This window comes from Streptomyces sp. CG 926, assembly GCF_003148825.1.
Taxonomy (GTDB): domain Bacteria; phylum Actinomycetota; class Actinomycetes; order Streptomycetales; family Streptomycetaceae; genus Streptomyces.
The window spans coordinates 144,500-167,995 of sequence record NZ_QGGZ01000009.1 but is presented as its reverse complement, the minus strand read 5'-3'; the positions used below and the strand labels follow the sequence as shown (position 1 = coordinate 167,995).

23 protein-coding genes are annotated in these 23,496 nt (G+C 71.7%); 17 read left to right on the top strand and 6 right to left on the bottom strand.

What is annotated here, in order from left to right; translation table 11 throughout:
- Positions 1-20: 20 nt before the first annotated feature.
- Positions 21-1,178 carry a D-alanine--D-alanine ligase family protein gene (locus BCL76_RS24155; protein WP_109781517.1) on the top strand — a complete coding sequence of 386 codons (1,158 nt, stop codon included), beginning with the start codon at positions 21-23 and terminating at the stop codon, positions 1,176-1,178.
- A 115-nt stretch (positions 1,179-1,293) separates the two neighbouring features.
- Here the strand turns inward: BCL76_RS24155 and BCL76_RS24150 are convergent, their stop codons facing one another.
- Positions 1,294-1,803 carry a DUF3515 domain-containing protein gene (locus tag BCL76_RS24150; RefSeq protein WP_109781516.1) on the bottom strand — a complete coding sequence of 170 codons (510 nt, stop codon included), beginning with the start codon at positions 1,801-1,803 and terminating at the stop codon, positions 1,294-1,296.
- 23 nt (positions 1,804-1,826) lie between these two features.
- Positions 1,827-2,060, bottom strand: a complete 234-nt coding sequence (locus BCL76_RS24145) for an Lrp/AsnC family transcriptional regulator (RefSeq protein WP_030011290.1) — start codon at positions 2,058-2,060, stop codon at positions 1,827-1,829.
- Between the two features lie 245 nt (positions 2,061-2,305).
- On the opposite strand from BCL76_RS24145, the gene BCL76_RS24140 reads away from it, so the two are divergent.
- Both BCL76_RS24140 and thiD read left to right on the top strand, forming a co-directional pair.
- Positions 2,306-3,289: a thiamine-phosphate kinase gene (locus tag BCL76_RS24140; protein ID WP_033222867.1), complete on the top strand. Its 984-nt coding sequence runs from the start codon at positions 2,306-2,308 to the stop codon at positions 3,287-3,289.
- A complete protein-coding gene (gene thiD, locus BCL76_RS24135; protein WP_109781515.1) occupies positions 3,286-4,086 on the top strand; it encodes a bifunctional hydroxymethylpyrimidine kinase/phosphomethylpyrimidine kinase in 801 nt (266 codons plus the stop codon). Before BCL76_RS24140 ends, thiD begins: the two co-directional genes overlap by 4 nt.
- A 151-nt stretch (positions 4,087-4,237) precedes the next feature.
- On the opposite strand, the gene rpmB is transcribed toward thiD, so the two are convergent.
- The gene (gene rpmB / locus BCL76_RS24130) at positions 4,238-4,423 is read right to left on the bottom strand and encodes a 50S ribosomal protein L28 (protein ID WP_007266795.1); all 186 of its coding nucleotides are present in this window, start codon (positions 4,421-4,423) and stop codon (positions 4,238-4,240) included.
- Between the two features lie 240 nt (positions 4,424-4,663).
- Between rpmB and BCL76_RS24125 the strand changes: the two genes are divergently transcribed.
- The 9 genes from BCL76_RS24125 to mutM all read left to right on the top strand — a co-directional run bounded on the left by BCL76_RS24125 (position 4,664) and on the right by mutM (position 13,663).
- Positions 4,664-6,334: a DAK2 domain-containing protein gene (locus BCL76_RS24125; protein ID WP_109781514.1), complete on the top strand. Its 1,671-nt coding sequence runs from the start codon at positions 4,664-4,666 to the stop codon at positions 6,332-6,334.
- 16 nt (positions 6,335-6,350) lie between these two features.
- Positions 6,351-8,552: an ATP-dependent DNA helicase RecG gene (gene recG / locus BCL76_RS24120; protein ID WP_181382695.1), complete on the top strand. Its 2,202-nt coding sequence runs from the start codon at positions 6,351-6,353 to the stop codon at positions 8,550-8,552.
- A gap of 74 nt (positions 8,553-8,626) precedes the next feature.
- Entirely contained in the window at positions 8,627-9,205 is a 579-nt protein-coding gene (gene rsmD / locus BCL76_RS24115; RefSeq protein WP_109781512.1) for a 16S rRNA (guanine(966)-N(2))-methyltransferase RsmD, read from the top strand.
- Between the two features lie 14 nt (positions 9,206-9,219).
- A complete protein-coding gene (coaD, locus tag BCL76_RS24110; RefSeq protein ID WP_181382719.1) occupies positions 9,220-9,699 on the top strand; it encodes a pantetheine-phosphate adenylyltransferase in 480 nt (159 codons plus the stop codon).
- A 102-nt stretch (positions 9,700-9,801) separates the two neighbouring features.
- Complete coding sequence (locus tag BCL76_RS24105; protein WP_109781510.1) at positions 9,802-10,836, top strand: cell division initiation protein; 1,035 nt, start codon at positions 9,802-9,804, stop codon at positions 10,834-10,836.
- A gap of 129 nt (positions 10,837-10,965) precedes the next feature.
- The gene (locus tag BCL76_RS24100) at positions 10,966-11,616 is read left to right on the top strand and encodes a YceD family protein (RefSeq protein ID WP_258309881.1); all 651 of its coding nucleotides are present in this window, start codon (positions 10,966-10,968) and stop codon (positions 11,614-11,616) included.
- A gap of 2 nt (positions 11,617-11,618) precedes the next feature.
- The gene (rpmF, locus tag BCL76_RS24095; protein ID WP_003965982.1) at positions 11,619-11,792 is read left to right on the top strand and encodes a 50S ribosomal protein L32; all 174 of its coding nucleotides are present in this window, start codon (positions 11,619-11,621) and stop codon (positions 11,790-11,792) included.
- 19 nt (positions 11,793-11,811) lie between these two features.
- Entirely contained in the window at positions 11,812-12,654 is an 843-nt protein-coding gene (gene rnc, locus BCL76_RS24090; RefSeq protein WP_109781508.1) for a ribonuclease III, read from the top strand.
- 115 nt (positions 12,655-12,769) lie between these two features.
- The gene (gene mutM / locus BCL76_RS24085; protein ID WP_109781507.1) at positions 12,770-13,663 is read left to right on the top strand and encodes a bifunctional DNA-formamidopyrimidine glycosylase/DNA-(apurinic or apyrimidinic site) lyase; all 894 of its coding nucleotides are present in this window, start codon (positions 12,770-12,772) and stop codon (positions 13,661-13,663) included.
- Here mutM and BCL76_RS24080 read toward each other — a convergent pair.
- Positions 13,636-14,040 (bottom strand): winged helix-turn-helix transcriptional regulator, encoded by a 405-nt coding sequence (locus tag BCL76_RS24080; RefSeq protein ID WP_109781506.1) that lies wholly within the window; start codon positions 14,038-14,040, stop codon positions 13,636-13,638. The genes mutM and BCL76_RS24080 overlap by 28 nt on opposite strands.
- Before the next feature lie 127 nt (positions 14,041-14,167).
- Here BCL76_RS24080 and BCL76_RS24075 point away from each other — a divergent pair, with 127 nt between their 5' ends.
- A complete protein-coding gene (locus BCL76_RS24075; RefSeq protein WP_030773542.1) occupies positions 14,168-14,779 on the top strand; it encodes a flavodoxin family protein in 612 nt (203 codons plus the stop codon).
- A 17-nt stretch (positions 14,780-14,796) separates the two neighbouring features.
- Here BCL76_RS24075 and BCL76_RS24070 read toward each other — a convergent pair whose 3' ends face one another.
- Entirely contained in the window at positions 14,797-15,795 is a 999-nt protein-coding gene (locus BCL76_RS24070; protein WP_109781505.1) for a CAP domain-containing protein, read from the bottom strand.
- A gap of 135 nt (positions 15,796-15,930) precedes the next feature.
- Between BCL76_RS24070 and BCL76_RS24065 the strand changes: the two genes are divergently transcribed.
- The 4 genes from BCL76_RS24065 to BCL76_RS24050 all read left to right on the top strand — a co-directional run bounded on the left by BCL76_RS24065 (position 15,931) and on the right by BCL76_RS24050 (position 22,424).
- Positions 15,931-16,212: an acylphosphatase gene (locus BCL76_RS24065; protein WP_109781504.1), complete on the top strand. Its 282-nt coding sequence runs from the start codon at positions 15,931-15,933 to the stop codon at positions 16,210-16,212.
- 348 nt (positions 16,213-16,560) lie between these two features.
- Positions 16,561-16,779, top strand: coding sequence for a hypothetical protein (locus tag BCL76_RS24060; protein WP_030012524.1), 219 nt, complete (start codon positions 16,561-16,563; stop codon positions 16,777-16,779).
- A 240-nt stretch (positions 16,780-17,019) separates the two neighbouring features.
- Entirely contained in the window at positions 17,020-20,778 is a 3,759-nt protein-coding gene (locus tag BCL76_RS24055) for an AAA family ATPase (RefSeq protein WP_109781503.1), read from the top strand.
- Between the two features lie 215 nt (positions 20,779-20,993).
- A complete protein-coding gene (locus BCL76_RS24050) occupies positions 20,994-22,424 on the top strand; it encodes a sugar porter family MFS transporter (protein ID WP_030767227.1) in 1,431 nt (476 codons plus the stop codon).
- 41 nt (positions 22,425-22,465) lie between these two features.
- On the opposite strand, the gene BCL76_RS24045 is transcribed toward BCL76_RS24050, so the two are convergent.
- A complete protein-coding gene (locus BCL76_RS24045) occupies positions 22,466-23,452 on the bottom strand; it encodes an LLM class flavin-dependent oxidoreductase (RefSeq protein ID WP_109781502.1) in 987 nt (328 codons plus the stop codon).
- Positions 23,453-23,496 lie beyond the last annotated feature (44 nt).

The window sequence follows — 23,496 nt, the reverse complement described above, 5'->3', positions numbered from 1 at the left end:
GCGGGTACTCTCGTGGCGATATGAGCAGCGAGAACCTCCCCCAGACCCCTGAGCAGCAGGGCCGCAAGCCCCGCGTGGCCGTCGTGTTCGGCGGCCGCAGCTCGGAACACGCCATCTCGGTCGTCACGGCGGGCGCCGTGCTGCGCTCCATCGACCGCTCCAAGTACGAGGTGCTGCCCATCGGCATCACCACGGACGGCCGATGGGCGCTGACCGCCGACGAGCCCGAGCGGATGGCCATCGCCGACCGCAAGCTCCCGAGTGTCGAGGAGCTCGCCGACTCCGAGGACGGCGCCGTCGTGCTCTCGGTCGACCCGGCCAGCCGCCAGGTCGTCTACACCGAACCGGGCGCCGTCCCCAAGGCCCTGGGCGAGGTCGACGTCGTCTTCCCCGTCCTGCACGGCCCGTACGGCGAGGACGGCACCCTCCAGGGCCTCCTGGAGCTCTCCGGCATCCCGTACGTCGGCTCCGGTGTCCTCGCCTCGGCCGTCGGCCAGGACAAGGACTACATGAAGCGGGTGTTCACGTCCTTCGGGCTGAACGTCGGCCCGTACGTGACCGTCCGGCCCCGCGAGTGGGAGACCGACCGGGACGCCGCCACGGGCAAGATCCTGGACTTCGCCGCCGAACACGGCTGGCCGCTGTTCGTCAAGCCCGCCCGGGCCGGCTCCTCCATCGGCATCACCAAGGTCGACGACGCCTCCGGACTGGACGCCGCGATCAGGGAAGCCCGACGCCACGACCCGAAGATCATCGTGGAGGCGCTGCTGCGCGGCCGCGAGATCGAGTGCGGGGTCCTGGAATTCGAGGACGGGCCGCGCGCGAGCGTCCCGGCCGAGATCCCGCCGGTGTCCAGCCACGACTTCTACGACTTCGAGGCGAAGTACATCGACTCCGCCTCCGGGATCGTGCCCGCCCCGCTCACCCCGGAGCAGACCGCCGAGGTGCGGCGGCTCGCGATCGAGGCCTTCGAGGCCGCGTCCTGCGAGGGCCTGGTGCGTGCCGACTTCTTCCTCACCGAGGACGGCACCTTCGTCATCAACGAGATCAACACGATGCCGGGCTTCACCCCGATCTCCATGTACCCGCTGATGTGGCAGAAGACGGGCATCGAGTACCCGGAGCTGGTGGACAGCCTGATCCAGGCGGCCCTGCGCCGCTCCACCGGCCTGCGCTGAGACCCGAGCGTCGTCCGACAAGCCGACCGCCCGCCGACCGCCTTCGAAGGCGGGCGGCGGGCGGCGGTGTGCCGGGTGCCCGGCGGCGGGTGCGCGACACTCGGTCGCGCGGCACTCAGTAGGAGGAGATGCCCTCGGGCACGGTCGCGGAGATCGCCGTGGACAGACCGACCAGCATCCCCGCATCCGTGGCATGCTCCTTGTCGACCTGGACCTCGGTGTAGGCCAACCGCAGCCCGGTGGTGAACCGGAACCCCCCGCCGGAACCGTCGTCGAGCTTCTCCAGCAGCCAGGCCACTCCGTTCACGTGGACGCCGTCCTGCTTCGGATCGAGCATCTTGGGGGGCTTGGGGATACCGCACCGCAGTACGATCGCCGAACCGCCCCACGCGGCGGTCAGATCGGATTCCGGTTCGGTTCGGGTCCGCGCCAGGCCGGCCACCGTCTCCGGGAGTTCCTTGTGCAGTGCCGCACACAGCCGCGCGACGGCGTCGGGCGGCGTGGGCGGAGGAGACACCCGGGCTTCGGATCCGCCCGGGGAGCACGCCGCGACGGCCAGGAGGGCCATCGAGGCGGGCAGGGCCGACAGGGCGCGGACACGCAGGGGCCGGTGGTGGAGGGACATCACCGGCCAAGAGTAGACGGGGGCTACAGATGGACCACCGGGCAGGTCAAGGTGCGGGTGATCCCCTCCACCTGCTGGACCTTGGCGACGACCATACGGCCGAGGTCGTCCACGGTGTCGGCCTGGGCACGCACGATCACGTCGTACGGACCCGTCACGTCCTCGGCCTGGATCACCCCCGGGATCTGGCCGATGGACTCGGCGACGAACGACGCCTTGCCCACTTCGGTCTGGATAAGGATGTACGCCTGTACCACGGAACCTCCAGGGCGGCCACGAGGATCATTTCCCCTAACCTTCGGGTGGGCCCCACACGATTGAACGGGCCGGGGGAAGAAGGGACGCCACGGTACCGCGTCGCCGTGCGTCGCGGGGAGACCCGCGGGCCCGGCGCCACGCACAGCGGGGCGTACGGAGAGCAGAAGTTGACGTATCTGTTGACGGTACCCAGAGCTGAGACGGCTCGCGACCGCAAGCGGACTGGGCAAGAAGGGGCACAGCGATGAAGGGCACTGTCGGCGAGCTGGGGGAGTTCGGGCTGATCAGGGAGCTCACCTCACGGCTCACCACCACCCCGGCGGTCCGGCTCGGACCGGGCGACGACGCCGCGGTGGTGTCCGCCCCCGACCGGCGGGTCGTGGCGAGCACCGACATCCTGCTGGAGGGCCGGCACTTCCGGCGCGACTGGTCCACGGCCTACGACGTCGGCCGCAAGGCCGCCGCGCAGAACCTCGCCGACATCGCCGCCATGGGCGCGGTGCCGACCGCGCTGCTGCTCGGCCTGGTCGTCCCCGCCGAGCTCCCGGTCACCTGGCCGACCGAGCTGATGGACGGGATCCGCGACGAGTGCCAGGTCGCCGGCGCGGCCGTGGTCGGCGGGGACGTCGTCCGCGGGGACGTCATCACCGTCGCCATCACCGCCCTCGGCGACCTGCGCAACCACGAGCCCGTCCTGCGCTCCGGCGCCCAGCCCGGCGACGTCGTCGCCGTCACCGGCTGGCTCGGCTGGTCCGCGGCCGGCTTCGCCGTGCTCTCGCGCGGCTTCCGCTCCCCGCGGGCCTTCGTCGAGGCGCACCGGCGCCCCGAACCGCCGTACCACGCGGGCCCCGCGGCGGCCGGGCTCGGCGCCACGGCCATGACCGACGTCAGCGACGGCCTGATCGCCGACCTCGGGCACATCGCCGACGCCAGCAAGGTACGGATCGACCTGCGCTCGGCGGCGGTCGACATCCCGACCCAGATGCACGACATCGGACAGGCCGTCGGCGTGGACCCGTTGCAGTGGGTGCTCACCGGGGGAGAGGACCACGCGATCGTGGCGACCTTCCCGCCCGACGTGAAGCTCCCCGCCCGTTGGAAGGTCATCGGCGAGGTGCTCAACCGCTCCGCGCTGCCCCAGGTGACCGTCGACGGCGCGCCCTGGACCAGCACCGGCGGCTGGGACCACTTCGGGACCGACCCGGCCCCCCAGGACGGCGTGCTGTGAGCACCGCCCCGCCGCTGTGCCTGACCGTCGCCGGATCCGACTCCGGCGGCGGCGCGGGCATCCAGGCCGACCTCAAGACCATGCTGGCGCTCGGGGTGCACGGCATGAGCGTGGTGACCGCCGTGACGGCGCAGAACTCGCTCGGGGTACGGGGAGTCTGGGAGCTGCCCGCCGAGGCCGTCACGGCCCAGTACCGGGCCGTCGTGGACGACATCGGCGTCCAGGCAGTGAAGACCGGGATGCTCTCCTCGGCCGACCTCGTCGAGACGGTGGCCGCGCTGCTGGCGGACACCCGGGCCCCGGCCGTCGTGGACCCCGTCGGCGTCTCCAAGCACGGGGACGCGCTGCTCGCCGCCTCGGCGCTGGACGCCGTGCGCAAGGAGCTGCTGCCCCGGGCCACCGTGGCCACCCCCAACCTGGACGAGGTGGCCCAGCTCACGGGCGTGGTGGTGGAGACCGAGGACGACATGCGGCGGGCCGCCGACGCGATCCTCGACCACGGACCGCGGTGGGCGCTGATCAAGGGCGGACATCTCGCGGCGCACGGCCACGAGGCGGTGGACCTGCTCACCGACGGCGCCGAGGAGCGGTGGCTGCGCGCCCCCCGCCACGACAACCGGCACACCCACGGCACCGGCTGCACCCTGGCTTCCGCGATCGCGGCCGGCCTGGCCAAGGGACTGAGCGTCCCGGAGGCCGTCACGGCCGCCAAGGAGTACGTCACGGGCGCCATCGCCGCCGGCTTCGCGCTCGGCGGGGGCATCGGCCCGGTGGATCACGCCTGGCAGTGGCGCTGACCTCGCCACGACCGCCCGGCCGGACCAGGGGCCGGGCGGTCGGCCCCTGGCCCGGGTCCGGGTCCGGGTCCGGACAAGGCAAAAGGCCGGTTCACCAGAGGTGAACCGGCCTTTTTGGCAACCGGAAAGGGCTGCGCTACGACGGGAGGCGTCAGCGCGAGACCTTGCCGGCCTTGATGCACGAGGTGCAGGCGTTGAGGCGCTTCGGCGTCCCATTGACCACGGCACGGACGCGCTGGATGTTCGGGTTCCAGCGACGCGAGGTGCGGCGGTGCGAGTGGGAGATGTTGTTGCCGAAGCTCGGCCCCTTGGCGCAAACGTCGCAGTTGGCAGCCACAGGTCACTCCAAGACTTCAGATGCAATTACAGTGAAACCGGCGCACCGGATTCAGAGGTCTGAAGTGGTTTGCCGGGGGAATGGCCCGACTCTCGCCGGGCAACCGGAGCAGCATACAACGACTGCGTCCGTCCAAGAAAACTACCATGGCCGCCGCCACCCCCGCCCCGCGGTCCCGACGCCCGGGCGGTCCTTCGTTACCCTGCGGTGAACCCTGGCCCGCACAAGGAGGAACGCCCGGTGCCGCACGAGCCGCAGCCGCAGCCCGCCGACGAGCTCGACGCCGAAGCGGTGCGCACCTGGAGCTCGCTGGCCCTGGCCGCACTGGGCCGGGCCCGCGAGGACATCGACGCGATCAACGTCTATCCGGTCGCCGACGCGGACACCGGAACCAACCTCTACCTCACCGCCGAATCGGCCGACCGCGGCCTCGCCGAGGCCTTCCCCGAGGTGACCGACGGCACAGCGCGGACCTCCCTGGCCGAGGCCGTACGGGCCTGGGCGCACGGGGCGCTGGTGGGAGCCCGGGGGAACTCCGGGACGATCCTGGCGCAGCTGCTGCGCGGAGTGGCCGACGTACTGGGCGACGACCCGGCGGCGCGGGTGGAACAGGCCGGGCAGGGCCCCGGCGGGCTGCTCGCCCGCGCACTCACCCGGGCCGCCGAGGAGGCGTACGCGGCCGTCGCGCACCCGGTGGAGGGCACCATGCTCACCGTCGCCGGCGCCGCAGCCCGGGCCGGCGAGGCGGCCGGAGCCGCCGCCGGGACCGCGGTCGAGGTGGCCCGAGCCGCCTACGACGGGGCCCGCGCCGCCCTGGCCGAGACCCCCGGGCAGCTCGCCGCACTGGGCCGGGCCGGCGTGGTCGACGCCGGGGGCTGCGGGCTGGTCGTCGTCTTCGGCGCCCTGTGGCAGGCGCTGTCCGGCGAGGAGCCGGCCGCCGAACCGGTACGCGGCCGCGCGGTGCCCGTGCCGCCGTCGCCGGACCCCTGCGCGCAGGAGGAGGACGGGCCCGCGTACGAGGTGATCTACCTGCTGGAGGCCTCCGAGGCGGCCGTCGGCGAACTGCGCGAACGCCTGGACGGACTCGGTGACTCGCTGGTCGTGGTCGGCGGCGACGGACTGTGGAACGTCCACGTCCACGTCGACGACCCCGGCGCCGCCGTGGAGGCCGGAGTCGTGGCGGGGCGGCCCTACCGGATACGGATCACCCACTTCGGGGACGAACGCCGCCGGGCCCGGGGCGAGCGCGCCCAGCGCGCCGTGGTCGCCGTCGTCCCCGGCGAGGGACTGGCCGGGCTGTGCGGGGAGGCGGGAGCGACCACCGTGCTCGTCCGCCCCGGGGAGCCGCCGGCCGTCGCCGAACTCCTCGACGCGGTCCGCCGCGCTCACGCCCGCGAGGTGGTGCTGCTGCAGGGCGGCGCCGACCTGCGCGCCGCCGCGGCCGCGGCGGCCGAACAGGCCCGAGCCGAGGGCGTACGGGTGGCCGTGATCCCCACCCGCTCCGCGGTCCAGGGCCTGGCGGCCCTCGCCGTGCACGACCCGGAGGGCAGCTTCGACGAGGACGTGGTCGCCATGACGGCGGCGGCCGGTGCCACCCGGTACGGAGAACTGGCCGTCGCCGAACGGCAGTCCTTCACCTCGGCCGGCATCTGCCAGGCCGGCGACGTGCTCGGCCTCATCGACGGCGACGTCGCGGTGATCGGCTCGGGACTGGCCGAGACCGCCGAGGCCGTCCTGGACCGGATGCTGGGCTCCGGCGGCGAACTCGTCACGCTGGTCCTGGGACCCGACGTGCCGGACGCCGTCGCCGAACGCCTGGAGGCCTACGTCCAGCAGGGCCACCTCGCCGTGGACACCGTCACCTACCGGGGCGGCCGGTACTCGGCGCCGCTCCTCGTCGGGGTGGAATAGCGGGCTTGTCAGCGCCATGGTGTGCAATGAACACGTGCCCGCGCTCGACGAAGACCTCAAGAAGACGCTCGGACCCGCCACCGCCAAGGTGCTGGCCGAGCAGCTCGGCCTGCACACGGCCCTGGACCTGCTGCACCACTACCCGCGGCGGTACGCCGAGCGCGGCGAGCTGACCTCGCTCGCCGAGCTCGCCGACCAGATCGACGAGCACGTGACCGTCGTCGCGCAGGTCGCCGACGCCCGGATCCTCACCTTCAACGGCGGCCGCGGCAAGCGCCTGGAGGTGACCATCACCGACGGCAACGGCCGCCTCCAGCTGGTCTTCTTCGGCGCCGGAGTCCACAAGCCGCACAAGGACCTGCTGCCGGGGACGCGCGCGATGTTCGCGGGCAAGGTCGGCATGTTCAACCGCAAGCTCCAGCTCTCCCACCCCGCCTACGAGCCGCTCGGCCAGGACGCCTCCGACCACGACGCCGCGACCGCCTTCGCCCATCAGCTCATCCCGATCTACCCGGCCTGCGCCAAGCTGGAGTCCTGGAAGATCGCCAAGTGCGTGGACGCGGTGCTGCCCAGCGCCCAGGAGGCCGTGGACCCGCTGCCGCCCGCCCTGCGCGAGGGCCGCGGGCTGGTCCCGCTCACCGAGGCACTGCTCAAGATCCACCGGCCGGGCACCAAGGCCGACATCGAGGACGCCCGCGGGCGTCTGAAGTGGGACGAGGCCTTCGTCCTCCAGGTCGCCCTGGCCCGCCGCCGGCACGCCGACTCCCAGCTCCCGGCGGTCCCGCGCCGCCCGGTCCCCGGCGGCCTGCTCGACTCCTTCGACGCGAAACTGCCCTTCACCCTCACCCAGGGCCAGCAGACCGTCTCCAAGGAGATTTTCGACGACCTGGCCACCGAACACCCCATGCACCGTCTCCTGCAGGGCGAGGTCGGAAGCGGGAAGACGATGGTTGCGCTGCGGGCCATGCTGGCCGTCGTCGACAGCGGCGGCCAGGCGGCCATGCTCGCGCCCACCGAGGTGCTCGCCCAGCAGCACCACCGCTCCATCACCGAGATGATGGGCGAACTGGCCGAGGGGGGCATGCTCGGCGGCTCCGACCAGGGCACCAAGGTCGTCCTGCTCACCGGCTCCATGGGGATGCCCGCGCGCCGGCAGGCCCTGCTCGACCTGGTCACCGGTGAGGCCGGGATCGTGATCGGCACGCACGCGCTGATCGAGGACAAGGTGCAGTTCCACGACCTCGGCCTGGTGGTCGTGGACGAACAGCACCGCTTCGGCGTCGAGCAGCGCGACGCGCTGCGCTCCAAGGGGAAGCAGCCCCCGCACCTGCTGGTCATGACGGCGACCCCGATCCCACGCACGGTCGCCATGACCGTCTTCGGCGACCTGGAGACCTCCGTCCTCGACCAGCTCCCGGCCGGACGCTCCCCGATCGCCACGCACGTGGTGCCCTCGAAGGACAAGCCGCACTTCCTCGCCCGGGCCTGGGAACGGGTCCGCGAGGAGGTCGAGAAGGGGCACCAGGCGTATGTGGTCTGCCCCCGCATCGGCGACGGGGAGGACGATCCCAAGAAGAAGGCGGCCGAGGAGGGCGGGGACAAGCGGCCGCCGCTCGCGGTCGTGGAGATCGCCGAGCAGCTCACGCGCGGTCCGCTCGCCGGGCTCTCGGTGGAGGTCCTGCACGGCCGGATGGACCCCTCCGACAAGGACGACGTCATGCGCCGGTTCGCCGCCGGCGAGGTCAAGGTGCTGGTCGCCACGACCGTCATCGAGGTCGGCGTGAACGTCCCCAACTCCACCGTCATGGTGATCATGGACGCGGACCGGTTCGGCGTCTCCCAACTCCACCAGCTGCGCGGCCGCGTCGGCCGTGGCTCCGCCCCCGGCCTGTGCCTGCTGGTCAGCGAGATGCACGAGGCCGGCCCGGCCCGGGCCCGGCTGGCCGCCGTCGCCGCCACCCTGGACGGCTTCGAACTCTCCCGGATCGACCTGGAACAGCGCCGGGAGGGCGACGTACTCGGCCAGGCCCAGTCCGGAGTCCGCTCCTCGCTGCGCATGCTCGCGGTCATCGAGGACGAGGAGATCATCGCCCAGGCACGGGAGGAGGCCACCCGCGTCGTCGCCGAGGATCCCGCGCTGGAGGGCCTGCCGGGCCTGCGCACCGCGCTGGACGCGCTGCTCGACACCGAGCGCGAGCAGTACCTGGAGAAGGGCTGAGCGGTACGACCTATCGTTGGAGTGCCGCGGCATCGCCGGGGCACTCCACCCACCGTCGTACCGAAGGACCCCAGATGACCCGCGTGATCGCCGGCAGTGCCCGCGGGCGACGGCTGGCCGTGCCCCCCGGCACCGGCACCCGGCCCACCTCGGACCGGATGCGCGAAGGCCTCTTCTCCACCTGGGAGTCGCTGCACGGCGTCGAAGGGGCCCGGGTGCTCGACCTGTACGGCGGCTCCGGCGCCGTCGGCCTCGAATCGCTCTCCCGGGGCGCGGCCCACACCCTGCTCGTCGAGGCCGACGCCAAGGCCGCCAAGGCGATCCGGGACAACATCCGGACGCTGGGCCTGCCCGGCGCCGAGTTCCGCGCCGGCAAGGCCGAGCAGATCGTCGCGGCCAAGGCCGCCGGGGACCCGTACGACATCGTCTTCCTCGACCCGCCGTACGTCGTGGACAGCGCGGACCTGCGGGAGATCCTCCTCACACTCCGGTCCAATGGCTGGATCACCGGCGATGCGCTCGTCACCGTGGAACGCAGCACCAGGAGCGGTGCCTTCCCGTGGCCCGAGGGCTTCGTGCCGCTCCGGTCCCGCAAGTACGGCGAGGGCACCCTGTGGTACGGCCGCGCCGCTCTCGCCGGCGAAGACTCATGAACGAGGGAGTTCAGTTGCGCCGCGCCGTCTGTCCGGGGTCCTTCGACCCCATCCACAACGGACACCTCGACATCATCGGACGTGCCTCCCGGTTGTACGACGTCGTGTACGTCGCCGTGGGGATCAACGAGTCGAAGCAGGGTCTGTTCACCGTCGAGGAGCGGATGGAGCTGATCCGCGAGGCGACGGCCGACTACGGCAACATCCAGGTCGAGGCCTTCCGCGGGCTGCTCGTCGACTTCTGCAAGGAGCGGGACATCCCGGCCATCGTCAAGGGCCTGCGCGCGGTCAGCGACTTCGACTACGAACTCCAGATGGCCCAGATGAACATGGGCATGTCGGGCGTCGAGACGCTGTTCGTCCCGACCATCCCCACCTACAGCTTCCTGTCCTCCTCGCTGGTCAAGGAGGTCGCGGCCTGGGGCGGTGACGTCGCCCACCTGCTGCCGGCGCACGTCCACGCCGCGCTCCTGGAGCGGCTGCGCAACCGCTGACCGACCGACAGGGCGTCAGGCGGTGTCGGGGGCGCACCCCGTGGCCTTACAGTCGTCCCGTCGTCTCAGGAACCGCCTGAGGCCGAGAGAGTGCGAGCCCCCATGGACGTGCAGAAGAAGCTCGACGAGATCGTCGCGGCCGTCGGCGGCGCCCGATCCATGCCCATGTCGGCCTCCTGCGTGATCAACCGCGCCGAGCTGCTGGAGCAGCTCGAAGAGGTGCGCCAGGCGCTGCCCGGCTCGCTCGCGCAGGCTCAGGAGCTCATCGGCGGCCGGGAGCAGGTGGTCGAGGAGGCCCGCCGCGAGGCGGAGCGGATCATCGACGCGGCCCACAACCAGCGCGGTTCGCTGATCTCCGACACCGAGATCGCGCGGCGCTCCCAGGCCGAGGCGGACCGGATCCTGGAGGAGGCCCGTCGCGAGGCGGAGGAGATCCGGGCCGAGGCCGACGACTACGTCGACAGCAAGCTCGCGAACTTCGAGGTCGTGCTGAGCAAGACCATCGGTTCGGTGGACCGGGGGCGGGAGAAGCTCCTGGGCCGCGGACCGGGTCTGGACGAGCACGGCTACCCCGACATGGACGCCCCCGAGCGCAGCCACGACCCCGAGACGCAGCGGCAGCAGGCGGACGCCTACGTGGACACCAAGCTGGCGACCTTCGAGGCGGTGCTCTCCAAGACCCTGGAGGCCGTGGGCCGCGGTCGCCAGAAGCTCCTGGGCCGGGTCCCGACGGACGACCTGGGTGTCCACATGGCCGCCCAGGACGCGGCCGGCGGACAGCAGTCCCGCTCGGCGAGCGACTCGGACTTCCTGGCGGGCCTGGCCGAGCCGGAGCCGCCGCACGGCCAGGCGCCGATCCCGGCGCAGGCGGAGCCCGCGTACGACACGTACGCCTACCAGCAGCCCGCGCAGCCCGCCGCGCAGCAGCAGGACGTGTACGCCTACCAGGACCCGTACGGCGGCTACCAGCAGCAGCAGGACCCGTACGGGGCCTACCAGCAGCAGCCCGACCCCTATGCCGCCTACCAGCAGCCGCAGCAGCCGCAGGACCCACAGCCGTCGCTCGACGAGACCAGCCTCTTCGACACGAGCATGATCAACCTGGACCAGCTGCGCCAGTACGAACAGGGGCGCTGACACCGGATTGGGCGCTGGGCCCCGCTGCGGGTATCCTGGCTGTTCGGTCGCGCGTATGCACCGCGATCCATGCTGCCCTAGTGCGGCGGAATCTTTGATCTTCAGCGATCTGTGAAAGCAGGAACGGCCCTGAATACCCGCCTCGACCACCACAACCCCCTCGTGTTCGACACGCACGAGCTGGGCCGGCGTCCTGGTGCCATGCAGCGGCTGTCCCGTGAGATCGCGGCACCGGCGGACTTCGGTCTCGCCGGCGTCATCGGAGTGCCGGAAGGCGCCCCGGTGAAGCTCAACCTCCGCCTGGAGTCGGTCATGGAAGGGGTGCTTGTCACAGGCACCGCCCGTGCGTCGGCCGTAGGGGAGTGCGTAAGGTGTCTGGAGTCCGTCGAGCGCGAGCTCAAGGCGGACTTCCAGGAGATGTTCTCGTACCCTGACGCCGACGACCGGAGCCGCTCCAAGGCGGAACCGGCCGACGACGCCGAGGACGACGAGGACACGCTCTTCCTCGAGGACGGCTTGTTCGACCTCGAACCCGTGCTGCGGGATGTGGTGGTGCTCGCACTGCCCATGCAGCCGGTGTGCCGGGAGGACTGTCTCGGACTGTGCCCCGATTGCGGGCTCAGCCTGAACGACGACCCGGACCACCACCATGACGCCGTCGACATCCGTTGGGCGGCATTGCAGGGACTCGTCGTGACCGATCAGGACGACGAGAAGGACAACATGAGCGGCACTGCCTCTGACGGAGTTCAGGGCGCCGCCGAGAAGCAGGAGAAGTAGCCGTGGCTGTTCCGAAGCGGAAGATGTCGCGCAGCAACACGCGCCACCGCCGGTCGCAGTGGAAGGCTGCGGTCCCCACCCTGGTTTCGTGCGAGCGTTGCCAGGAGCCGAAGCTCCAGCACATTGCGTGCCCGAGCTGCGGCACCTACAACAAGCGCCAGGTCCTCGAGGTCTGAGCGGCTGGTGAGAGGCGCAATGTCTGAGCTGTCCAACGCTGAGAAGCAGGCAGACAGTAACAACGCGGCCTCGTCCCACAAGCTTCTGGAAGGGCGGCTCGGGTATCAACTCGAGTCCGCCCTTCTGGTGCGTGCACTGACCCACCGCTCGTACGCGTACGAGAACGGCGGTCTGCCCACCAACGAACGGCTGGAGTTCCTCGGGGACTCCGTGCTGGGCCTGGTGGTCACGGACACGCTGTACACGACCCACCCGGATCTCCCCGAAGGCCAGCTGGCCAAGCTTCGGGCCGCGGTGGTCAACTCGCGCGCACTGGCGGAGGTCGGGCGCGGCCTCGAACTCGGCTCCTTCATCCGGCTCGGCCGGGGCGAAGAGGGCACGGGTGGCCGGGACAAGGCCTCCATCCTCGCCGACACCCTTGAAGCGGTGATCGGCGCGGTTTACCTCGATCAGGGCCTCGACGCGGCCTCGGAGCTGGTTCACCGGCTCTTCGACCCGCTCATCGAGAAGTCCTCGAACCTCGGGGCCGGCCTGGACTGGAAGACCAGTCTCCAGGAACTCACGGCGGCCGAAGGCCTTGGCGTGCCCGAGTACCTGGTCTCCGAGACCGGTCCGGACCACGAGAAGACCTTCACCGCTGCCGCTCGCGTCGGTGGTGTCTCGTACGGCACCGGCACCGGCCGCAGCAAGAAGGAAGCGGAACAGCAGGCTGCGGAGTCCGCATGGCGCGGGATCCGTGCCGCCGCGGACGAGCGGACCGCGGCAGCTGCCGCGACCACCGCTCCCGCCGAGGTCCCGGCTTCGGCAGGGACCGAGAACGGCGGGGTGCCGACGCCCGCCGACTCGGCGTCGGACGCCTGACCCTTCCTTCGGGATGTACCCGCCCGCCCCTGCCTCGCAGGGGCGGGCGGTTCCGTTTCCAGGCGGCCGGTACGCTCGCCGGGAGCGTCAGTTCCACTCCCACCGGAGGTGCCCCGTGCCCGAGTTGCCCGAAGTCGAAGTCGTGCGGCGGGGGCTGGAGCGCTGGGTGGCCGGGCGGACCGTCGAGGCCGTCGAGATCCTGCATCCGCGGGCCGTTCGACGGCATCCGGGCGGCGGGGCCGACTTCGCGGCGCGGCTGCGCGGGGAGACCTTCGGGATCCCGCGGCGGCGCGGGAAGTACCTGTGGCTGCCGCTGGCAGGCCGGGACCTGTCCGTGCTCGGGCACCTCGGGATGAGCGGGCAGTTGCTGGTGCAGCCCGAGGACGCCCCCGACGAGAAACACCTGCGGATCCGCGTGCGCTTCACCGATTCCGACAGCGGCTCCGCCGCGGGCGCCGCCGGGACGGAACTGCGCTTCGTGGACCAGCGGACCTTCGGCGGCCTCTCGCTGCACGAGGTCGCGGCCGAGAGCACCGACGGGCTGCCCGACGTGATCGCGCACATCGCGCGCGACCCGCTGGACCCGCTCTTCGACGAAGGCGCCTACCACCTCGCGCTGCGCGCCAAGCGGACCACCGTCAAGCGGGCACTGCTGGACCAGTCCCTGATCAGCGGGGTGGGCAACATCTACGCCGACGAGGCGCTGTGGCGCGCCAAGCTGCACTACGAGCGCCCCACCACGGGCCTCACACGTCTGCGGAGCGCGGAACTCCTGGGCCATGCCCGGGACGTCATGAACGCCGCCCTCGCGGTCGGCGGCACCAGCTTCGACAGCCTCTACGTCAACGTGAACGGGGAGTCGGGCTACTTCGATCGTTCGCTCGACGCCTACGGGCGCGAGGACGAACCCTGCCGACGCTGCGGTACGCCGATACGGCGCCGACCGTGGATGAACCGGTCGAGCTACTTCTGCCCGCGCTGTCAGCGACCGCCGCGCGTGGTGTCGTAGGACTCCCGGGCGCCCAGCACCACCGGCATGTTCCCCTCCAGGCAGTGGATGAGCGCGAGCAGGCGGTCCGCGACCTCGACGCCGAGCGGGGTCAGTTCGTAGTCGACGCGCGGCGGGTTCGTGGGCTGCGCCTCGCGGTTGACTATGCCGTCGCGTTCCAGCGCGTGCAGGGTCTGGGAGAGCATCTTCTCGCTCACGCCGTCCACGCGGCGGCGTAGTTCGTTGAAGCGGCACGGGCCTTCGCGCAGGGCGCCCACGGTGAGGCTGCCCCAGCGGCCGGTGACGTGTTCGAGGGTTTCCCGGGACGGGCAGGCGCGCGCAAAGACATCGAACGGTTGTTCGGTGTCGGCGGCTTCGGTACAGGCAGGGGTCTCCATACGCATCAGCGTACTCCCCGGCAGCGCTAACCCGAGGGTTGCGCTTTCCAAAAGTTAGTGGTTCTCTTTCTCTCGTCGCACCACGCCCTGTGCCGCGACGAGAGTTTTCCCGAGGGAGAGATCAGCCTTGTCCGCAATCACGCACACCCCCGTCGTCTCGATCGCCTACCACTCCGGCTACGGCCACACCGCCGTCGTCGCGGAGGCGGTCCGCAGCGGCGCCGTGGACGCCGGGGCGACCGTTCACCTGATCAAGGTCGACGAGATCGACGACGCCCAGTGGGAGCTGCTCGACGCCTCCGACGCGATCGTCTTCGGATCCCCGACGTACATGGGCACCGCCTCCGGCGCCTTCCACGTCTTCGCCGAGGCCTCCTCGAAGCGCTGGTTCGGCGACGCCTGGCAGGACAAGGTGGCGGCGGGCTTCACGAACTCCGCGTCCAAGAGCGGCGACAAGCTGCACACCCTGCAGTTCTTCCAGATCCTGGCCGCGCAGCACGGCATGAGCTGGATCAACCTGGGCCTGAAGCCGGGCTGGAACTCCAGCACCGCCTCCGAGAACGACCTGAACCGTCTCGGCTTCTTCGCCGGCGCCGCCGCCCAGTCCAACTCCGACGAGGGTGCGGACGCGGTCCACAAGGCCGACATCGCGACCGCCGAGCACCTGGGCCGCCGCGTCACCGAGCAGACCCGCATCGTCATCGCGGGCCGCGCCGCCCTGGCCGCCGCCGCGGTCTGAGCCCTCGCGGGCTCGGCTCAGAAACCGAAGTCCTGGGTCCACCAGGGGCCGCCGGCCGCGTCGTGGACGCCGACACCCAGGGTGCGGAACTCGCAGTTCAGGATGTTCGCCTTGTGGTCCGGGCTGTTCATCCATGCCTTCATCACGGCCTCGGCGTCACCCTGGCCGCGGGCTATGTTCTCGCCGCCGAGGCCTGAGATCCCGGCCTTGGTGGCGCGGTCCCACGGGGTGTTGCCCTCGGGGTCCTCGTGGCCGAAGAAGCCGCGGGTGGCCATGTCCAGGCTGAAGGCACCGGCCAGGGCCGCGAGCGGCGGGTTGGCCCGGACCGGGCCGCATCCGGCCAGCGCGCGCTCCTGGTTCACCAGCTCGACGACGGTGGCCTCCTCCGCGGAGTGGCCGTCCAGGGGCGGGCGGGGCGCGGGGGTGGCCGACTTCGAGGGGGTCGGGGCGGGGGCCTGGCTCGTGACGGGCGCCGGGGCGGCCGGTACGACCGGCGCGGCGGGGCTCGTCCGGGAGGCCTTGGGGGAGGGGGCCTTCGTCGCCGGGGCCTTGGCGGACGGCGCCTTGGTCGACGGAGCCGGTGCTGCCGAGGTGGTGGGCGCGGCGGACGGCACGGCAGAGGCGCCGGGGGAGGCGCCGGGGGAGGCGGAGGCGCTCGGCGCGGCCGAGGCGCTCGGGGAGGCGGACGCCGACGGGGCGGCCGAGGTCGACGACTTCGGGGACGCGCTGCCCGAGCCGGTAGCCGCGGAGGCGCGCCCGGACAGGTTCACGAGGCCGTTCTGCTGCCGCAGTGCCGTGTCGGGGTCGGCCTGGGCCTTGGCCTTGGCCGCCGGGGTGGCGGAATCCGTGGCGCTGACCCCCACATAGGGGAAGGAGTCGGCGACCGGGACCATGCCCGTGGTGACGGCCGCGGTGCCGAGGGCGACGACCACCGAGACGCCCAGCAGGCCGGTGCGCACGGCGGTACCGCGCTTGCCGCCGCTGTGCGGCGCGGCGGGGAGACGGTGACGGCCCATCGGAGCGTGCCTTCCTTGCCGGTTCAAGATCAACCCTTACCCACCCAAATGGGTGAGTTCATTGCTGCGCGACTGTACGCCATGGGTCCAAGGGGCGATGTGACCCGAAAGTCCCCGTCCGGTTAGCGTTCACGCATGAATGAAGACGTCCGTCTGACCGCGTGGGTGCGCGGCCGTGTGCAGGGAGTGGGCTTCCGCTGGTTCACCAGGGAGAACGCTTTGGAGATCGGCGGGGTCGTCGGCTTCGCGCTCAACCTCGACGACGGGCGAGTGCAGGTGGTCGCCGAAGGTCAACGTGAGAATTGCCACCGGCTGCTCGACTGGTTGCGCTCCCGCGACACGCCCGGGCGGGTGGACGGAGTGACAGAGATCTGGGGCACACCGCGCGGTGGCTACGACGGATTCGGGATGCGATGACCGATCGACTGATCATGCACTCATCACATCTCTGATCGTCCGCACCCGGTCGGAACTGCGCATTCGTCGTCGACGCGTTGCCGACGCGGCTGATCCGTGGAAGGCTCGAAGATGAGGATGATCTCCACATCCCTTGCGGGGACCGGGGCGCCCATGGATACGGGGCGTGATCGTGTTGACCGTCAAACTTTTTGGTGAGACGCTGGAAGCCCCGCGCACCTGAGCTGTTTGGCAGTGTTGGCAGTAGCAAGCGCAGTGACTGACAGTCGCTGCCGGACATCCGCGGGTGCGATTCCCTCACGACCCACACCGCTTCGGTCGGTCACTCAGTGTGGAGGACCATCCATCATGGCAAAGGCGCTTCTCGGTTACGTCGGCGGTTCCGACCCGCGACTCCTCGCCGAGATGCGACGGCTTCAGCAGCGCGTCCAGGACCTCGAGTCCGAGCTCGTACGGATTCAGTCCGAAAATGACGCGCTGAACGCGGCCGCCGCTCAGCACGACGGAGACTCGCTGCTCGGCAGCATCGACATCGACGTACCCCAGGCGGAGCCTGCGCTCACCTGACCCGCGCTTCACTCGACGCTCGACTCCAGCCCCGCATGATCTGCAAGGGACGCTTCGGCGTCCCTTCTTTCTTTCCTTCTCCCCTTCTCCGCCTCTTCCGCGGCCTTTTCCCGCGGGTCCCCTTCCCCGACGGCCGTGCCCGGGATTACAGGGCCAGGTGGGGGGCCTGATCCCATTGGCGTCAGTTGTGCCCAGCACCTTCATGGGTGAAACCGAACGCGAAAGGTAGAGTCCGGCGGCGTGCACCTCAAGTCCCTGACCCTGCGTGGCTTCAAATCCTTCGCGTCCGCCACCACCCTGCGCTTCGAGCCCGGAATCACCTGTGTCGTGGGCCCGAACGGATCCGGCAAGTCCAATGTGGTGGACGCGCTGTCCTGGGTCATGGGTGAGCAGGGGGCCAAGTCCCTGCGCGGCGGGAAGATGGAAGACGTCATCTTCGCCGGGACCACGGGGCGCCCGCCGCTCGGGCGCGCCGAGGTGTCCCTGACGATCGACAACTCCGACGGCGCGCTGCCCATCGACTACGCCGAAGTCACCATCACCCGGATCATGTTCCGCGGCGGCAGCAGCGAGTACCAGATCAACGGTGACACCTGCCGCCTGCTCGACATCCAGGAACTGCTCTCCGACTCGGGCATCGGCCGCGAGATGCACGTCATCGTCGGACAGGGCCGGCTGGACGGCGTCCTGCACGCCGATCCCATGGGCCGCCGCGCCTTCATCGAGGAGGCGGCCGGCGTACTCAAGCACCGCAAGCGCAAGGAGAAGGCGCTGCGGAAGCTGGACGCGATGCAGGCCAATCTCGCCCGGGTCCAGGACCTCGGCGACGAGCTGCGGCGCCAGCTCAAGCCCCTGGGACGGCAGGCGGCCGTCGCCCGGCGGGCGGCCGTGATCCAGGCGGACCTGCGCGACGCGCGGCTGCGGCTGCTCGCCGACGACCTGGTCCTCTTGCGACGCGCCCTCGACGCGGAGATCGCGGACGAGGCGGCGCTCAAGGAACGCAAGGAGGCCGCCGAGGCCCAGCTCGCGGGCGCCGTGCGGCGCGAGGCGGAGCTGGAGGAGGCGGTACGGGAACTCGCGCCGCGGCTGCAGCGGGCCCAGCAGACGTGGTACGAGCTGTCGCAGCTCGCCGAACGCGTCCGGGGGACCGCCTCCTTGGCGGACGCGCGGATCAAGAGTGCCTCGGCGCCGCCCGAGGAGGAGCGGCGCGGCCGCGATCCCGAGGAGATGGAACGGGAGGCCACGCGGATCCGCGAGCAGGAGGCGGAACTGACGGCGGCTCTGGAGGCGGCCTCGCGGGCGCTGGAGGACACCGCCGAGCATCGGGCGGAGCTGGAGCGGGAGCTGGCCGAGGAGGAACGCCGGCTACGGGACGCCGCGCGGGCCATCGCCGACCGCCGCGAGGGACTGGCCCGGCTGACCGGGCGGCTCGGCGCGGCCCGCTCCCGCGCGGGGGCGGCGCAGGCCGAGATCGACCGGCTCGTCGCGGCACGGGACGCGGCCGGGTCCCGTGCCGCCGCCGCGCAGGAGGAGTACGAGGCCCTGGCGGAGGAGGTCGGCGGCCTGGAGGACCCGTCCGCCGACACGGACCACGAGAGCGCGCGGGACGCGCTGGCCCGGGCGGAGGCGCAACTGTCCGCCGCCCGGGAGGAGCTCTCCGAGGCGGAGCGCTCCCGGGCGGCCGTCTCGGCGCGCCGCGACGCGCTGGCGCTGGGGCTGCGCCGCAAGGACGGTACGGGCGCGCTGCTCGCGGCGCGGGAGCGGCTGGCCGGGCTGCTGGGACCGGCGGCGCAGCGGCTGTCGGTGACCCCCGGGTACGAGGTCGCCGTGGCCGCCGCACTGGGCTCTGCCGCGGACGCGCTGGCGGTGGCCTCCGCCGGGGCGGCGGCCGACGCGATCCGCCACCTGCGCGAGGCGGACGCGGGCCGCGCCACCCTGCTGATCGCCCCGGCGGCACCCGCCCTCCCGGGCCAGGCCTCGGCCGGACCGGCGGACGGGGCACCGGGCGCGGCTTCCGGCGCGACGCCGGGTGGGGGAGCGTTCCCCCACCCGGCCCCCTCCCGGGACGGAAATCTTCCCGCGCCCGCCCCGCAGCCGACGGCGAGCGTGGGTACGTCGGTCCCGACCCCGACCCCGACCCCGACCCCGACCCCGGCCCCCGCCCCGCAGCCGGTCGTGGCCGGCGGACCCACGGGCGCGCCCGTACCGGCCGCCGAGCTGGTCGGTGGGGACGCGGAGGTGCGGCGGGCCGTGGAATGGGTGCTGCGGGACCACGTCGTGGTCGCGACCCTGGACGCGGCCGAGGCGCTGGTCGCGGAGCGGCCCGACGCGGTGGCCGTGACCCTCGACGGCGACGTGCTCGGAGCGCACCTCGCGCACGGCGGTTCCGCCGGTGCGCCCAGCCTGATCGAGGTGCAGGCCGCCGTCGACGAGGCCGCGGCCGAGCTGGACCGGCTCGGCGTGCGGTGCGCGGAACTCACCGAGGCCCGCACGGCCGCCCAGAACCACCGTCAGGACACGGCCGCCCTGGTCGATGAGCTCGCCGAACGACGGCGCGCCGCGGAAGCGGCCCGGGCGGGCGTCGCCCAGCAGCTCGGGCGGCTCGCCGGGCAGGCGAAGGGCGCCGCGGGCGAGGCCGAACGTAGCGCCGCCGCCGCGGCCAGGGCCCAGGACGCCCTGGAGCAGGCGCTGGCCGAGGTGGAGGAGTGCGCGGAGCGGCTGGCGACCGCCGAGGAGATGCCGATGGACGAGGAGCCGGACGGCTCCCGGCGGGATCGGCTCGCGGCCGACGGCGCCAACGCCCGGCAGACCGAGATGGAGGCCCGGCTGCAGCTGAGGACCCTGGAGGAGCGGGTCAAGGGGCTCGCCGGACGGGCGGACTCGCTGGACCGCGGGGCCCGTGCGGAACGCGAGGCGCGGGCCCGCGCCGAACGGCGCCGGGCACGGCTGCGCCACGAGGCGGAGGTGGCCCGGGCGGTGGCCGACGGCTCCCGCCAGCTCCTCGCGCACGTGGAGGTGTCGCTCGGCAGGGCCGACGAGGAGCGGGTGACGGCCGAACGGGCGAAAGGCCTGCGCGAGCGGGACCTCGGCGAGGCGCGCAACCGCGGCCGGGAACTGAAGGGGGAGCTGGACAAGCTCACCGACTCGGTCCACCGCGGCGAGGTGCTCGGCGCCGAACAGCGGCTGCGCATCGAGGCGCTGGAGGCCAGGTCGCTGGAGGAGTTCGGCATGCCGGCCGCCGGCCTGGTCGCCGAGTACGGCCCCGACCAGCCGGTACCCCCGTCCCCGCCGGCCGACGGCGAGGTGCTCGCGGAGGACCCGCAGGACCCGCGCAACCGGCCCGGCCCCTTCGTCCGGGCCCAGCAGGAGAAACGGCTCAAGGTCGCCGAGCGGGCGTACCAGCAGCTCGGCAAGGTCAACCCGCTCGCCCTGGAGGAGTTCGCCGCGCTGGAGGAGCGCCACCGGTTCCTCAGTGAGCAGCTGGAGGATCTCCGTAAGACGAGGGCGGATCTCCTTCAAGTCGTGAAGGAGGTCGACCAGCGCGTCGAGCAGGTCTTCACCGAGGCCTACCGGGACACGGCCCGGGAGTTCGAAGGCGTGTTCTCCCGCCTGTTCCCCGGCGGCGAGGGCAGGCTGATCCTCACCGACCCCGACAACATGCTGACGACCGGCATCGACGTGGAGGCCCGCCCGCCGGGCAAGAAGGTCAAGCGGCTGTCGCTGCTCTCCGGCGGCGAGCGCTCGCTGACCGCCGTGGCCATGCTGGTGTCCATCTTCAAGGCGCGCCCCAGCCCGTTCTACGTCATGGACGAGGTCGAGGCCGCGCTCGACGACACCAATCTGCAGCGGCTGATCCGGATCATGGAGGAGCTCCAGGAGAGCTCCCAGCTCATCGTGATCACGCACCAGAAGCGGACGATGGAGGTCGCGGACGCCCTCTACGGCGTTTCCATGCAGGGCGACGGCGTCTCCAAGGTGATCAGTCAGCGTCTTCGCTAAGCGCACCATTCAAATGTTGAAGACAAAGAGGGACGGCTTGCGGAGTCATTGCCTCCACTCCGGGTCTTGACTTCAGAAAGTGAAGCCATAGGCTCTGCTCTGGCGTGTTGACGTTCAGGTGGTGGTGCGCAGTTTGCTGTGCGCCACTGGAGGAACACGCGCAACGACGAATCCCCCACACAGCCCGCCGTTGCCGCCGGGCCCAGGAGCGCACCTTGACCAGCACAGCGAACGCACCCGCGTCAGGCGGTGGAAACCCGGCTCACCCCGACCACCTCGGCCACGTCATCTTCATCACCGCGGCCGCTGCCATGGGCGGTTTCCTCTTCGGCTACGACAGCTCCGTCATCAACGGCGCGGTGGAGGCCATCCGCGACCGCTTCGACGTCGGCTCTGCGGCGCTCGCCCAGGTGATCGCCGCGGCGCTGATCGGCTGCGCCATCGGCGCCGCCACCGCGGGCCGCCTCGCCGACCGGATCGGCCGGATCCGCTGCATGCAGATCGCCTCGATCCTGTTCACCGCGAGCGCCATCGGCTCGGCCCTGCCCTTCGCCCTCTGGGACCTCGCCATGTGGCGCGTCATCGGCGGCTTCGGCATCGGCATGGCCTCCGTCATCGGACCCGCCTACATCGCCGAGGTCTCCCCGCCCGCCTACCGCGGCCGGCTGGCCTCCTTCCAGCAGGCGGCCATCGTGATCGGCATCGCCGTCTCGCAGCTGGTCAACTGGGGCATCCTCAACCTCGCCGACGGTGATCAGCGCGGTGAGATCGGCGGGCTCGAAGCCTGGCAGTGGATGCTCGGCGTGATGGTCGTCCCGGCCGTGCTCTACGGCCTGCTGTCCTTCGTGATCCCGGAGTCCCCGCGCTTCCTCGTCTCGGTCGGCCGTACGGAGAAGGCCAAGGAGGTCCTGCGTGAGGTCGAGGGCTCCGGCATCGACGCCGACGCCCGCATCCGCGAGATCGACCACTCGATGCGCTCCGAGGTGAAGTCCACCTTCAAGGACCTGCTCGGCGGCCGCTTCGGCTTCCTGCCCATCGTCTGGATCGGCATCGGCCTCTCCGTCTTCCAGCAGCTGGTCGGCATCAACGTGATCTTCTACTACAGCTCCTCGCTGTGGCAGTCGGTCGGCATCGACGCGAGCTCCTCGTTCCTGTACTCCTTCGAGACCTCGGTCGTGAACATCATCGGTACGGTCATCGCGATGATCTTCGTGGACCGGCTCGGCCGCAAGCCGCTCGCCCTCATCGGCTCCGTGGGCATGGCGCTGTCGCTGGGCACGGCGGCTTGGGCGTTCTCGTACAAGACCGGAACCGGCGACGACATCTCGTTGCCGCACGCGCAGGGCATCACCGCCCTGGTCGCGGCCAACCTCTTCGTCCTCTTCTTCGCCCTCTCCTGGGGCGTCGTGGTCTGGGTGCTGCTGGGCGAGATGTTCCCCGGTCGCATCCGCGCCGCCGCCCTCGGTGTGGCCGCCTCGGCCCAGTGGATCGCCAACTGGGTCATCACCGTCACGTTCCCGTCGCTGTCCGACTGGAACCTCTCGGGTGCCTACATGATCTACACGTTCTTCGCCCTGCTCTCGATCCCCTTCATCCTCAAATGGGTGCCGGAGACCAAGGGCAAGGCGCTGGAGGAGATGGGGTAACCACCCCCGCCAACGCCCCTTCTCCTCGATACTGCCCCGGCTCAGTCCTTGAGCCGGGGCAGTACCTGTTCGCACAGCAGGTGCAGGCTGCGCCAGCCCTCGTCCAACGGCATCCCGCCGCACAGCGGGTGCAGGACCAGGTTCCCCGCCTCGCCCGCGGCCCGGCCGTAGGCGACCGCCTCGTCCGGGGTGAGGATCCGGTACACCCCCTCCGCGCGCAGCTCGGCCACCGAGCGGGCGGCCGACCGTACGGCGCTGCGGATGTCCTTGGACTGCCAGGACGCGTACATGCCCGCCTCGTGCAGGAAGTGCTCGCCGTACTCGGCCCAGACCCGGTCCGGGTCCTCCGCGATGTGCAGCAGCGGGGTCTCGGCCGCGGGCATCATGCAGAAGCCCTCCGTGCCGTACTCCGCCAGCCGCGCCGTGTAGTACGCCTCCAGCTCCGGCAGGTGCGCGCTGGGGAAGAACGGGAGCCCCAGTCGGGCGGCGCGGCGGGCCGCGGCCTCGGAGCTGCCACCGACCAGCAGCAGCGGGTGCGGCCGGGTGAACGGGGTCGGGGTGACCCGTACCGTGCGGCCGCGGAACTCGAACGGCTCACCGGTCCACGCCTTCAGCAGCGTCTCCAGCAGCTCGTCCTGGAGCCGGCCGCGCCGGCCCCACTCCACACCGTGCTGCTCGTACTCCTCGGGCCGGTAACCGATGCCCGCGACCGTCACCAGGCGGCCACCGCTCAGCAGGTCCAGGACGGCGATGTCCTCGGCGACCTTCAGCGGGTCGTACAGCGGGCCGATGATCGCCGAGACGGTGACGGCGATCCGCCGGGTGGCGCCGAAGACAGCGCCCGCGAAGGCGAAGGGGGAGGGCAGCCAGTTGTTGTCGGTGCCGTGGTGCTCCTCGGTCTGGACGGTGTCGATCCCGCGGTCGTCCGCGTACCGGGCCATCTCCAGCGCGGCCTTGTAGCGGGCGGAGAGGGACTCGGGGGTGCCGTCGGGGTCGACGAGATTGAACCGGGCCACGGTGATGGGCATGGAGAAGTCCCCCTTCGCCGGATGTGGGTGGGCGGGCGAAGGGG

What these genes read in the sequence shown, in the direction of transcription:
- BCL76_RS24045 (WP_109781502.1), bottom strand. Translation starts at nt 23,452, where the DNA reads ATGCCCATCACCGTGGCCCGGTTCAATCTCGTCGACCCCGACGGCACC.
- rsmD (WP_109781512.1), top strand. Translation starts at nt 8,627, where the DNA reads ATGACCCGCGTGATCGCCGGCAGTGCCCGCGGGCGACGGCTGGCCGTG.
- BCL76_RS24140 (WP_033222867.1), top strand. Translation starts at nt 2,306, where the DNA reads ATGAAGGGCACTGTCGGCGAGCTGGGGGAGTTCGGGCTGATCAGGGAG.
- recG (WP_181382695.1), top strand. Translation starts at nt 6,351, where the DNA reads ATGGTGTGCAATGAACACGTGCCCGCGCTCGACGAAGACCTCAAGAAG.
- BCL76_RS24070 (WP_109781505.1), bottom strand. Translation starts at nt 15,795, where the DNA reads ATGGGCCGTCACCGTCTCCCCGCCGCGCCGCACAGCGGCGGCAAGCGC.
- BCL76_RS24150 (WP_109781516.1), bottom strand. Translation starts at nt 1,803, where the DNA reads ATGTCCCTCCACCACCGGCCCCTGCGTGTCCGCGCCCTGTCGGCCCTG.
- BCL76_RS24105 (WP_109781510.1), top strand. Translation starts at nt 9,802, where the DNA reads ATGGACGTGCAGAAGAAGCTCGACGAGATCGTCGCGGCCGTCGGCGGC.
- BCL76_RS24065 (WP_109781504.1), top strand. Translation starts at nt 15,931, where the DNA reads ATGAATGAAGACGTCCGTCTGACCGCGTGGGTGCGCGGCCGTGTGCAG.
- BCL76_RS24060 (WP_030012524.1), top strand. Translation starts at nt 16,561, where the DNA reads ATGGCAAAGGCGCTTCTCGGTTACGTCGGCGGTTCCGACCCGCGACTC.
- BCL76_RS24080 (WP_109781506.1), bottom strand. Translation starts at nt 14,040, where the DNA reads ATGGAGACCCCTGCCTGTACCGAAGCCGCCGACACCGAACAACCGTTC.
- BCL76_RS24155 (WP_109781517.1), top strand. Translation starts at nt 21, where the DNA reads ATGAGCAGCGAGAACCTCCCCCAGACCCCTGAGCAGCAGGGCCGCAAG.
- rnc (WP_109781508.1), top strand. Translation starts at nt 11,812, where the DNA reads ATGTCTGAGCTGTCCAACGCTGAGAAGCAGGCAGACAGTAACAACGCG.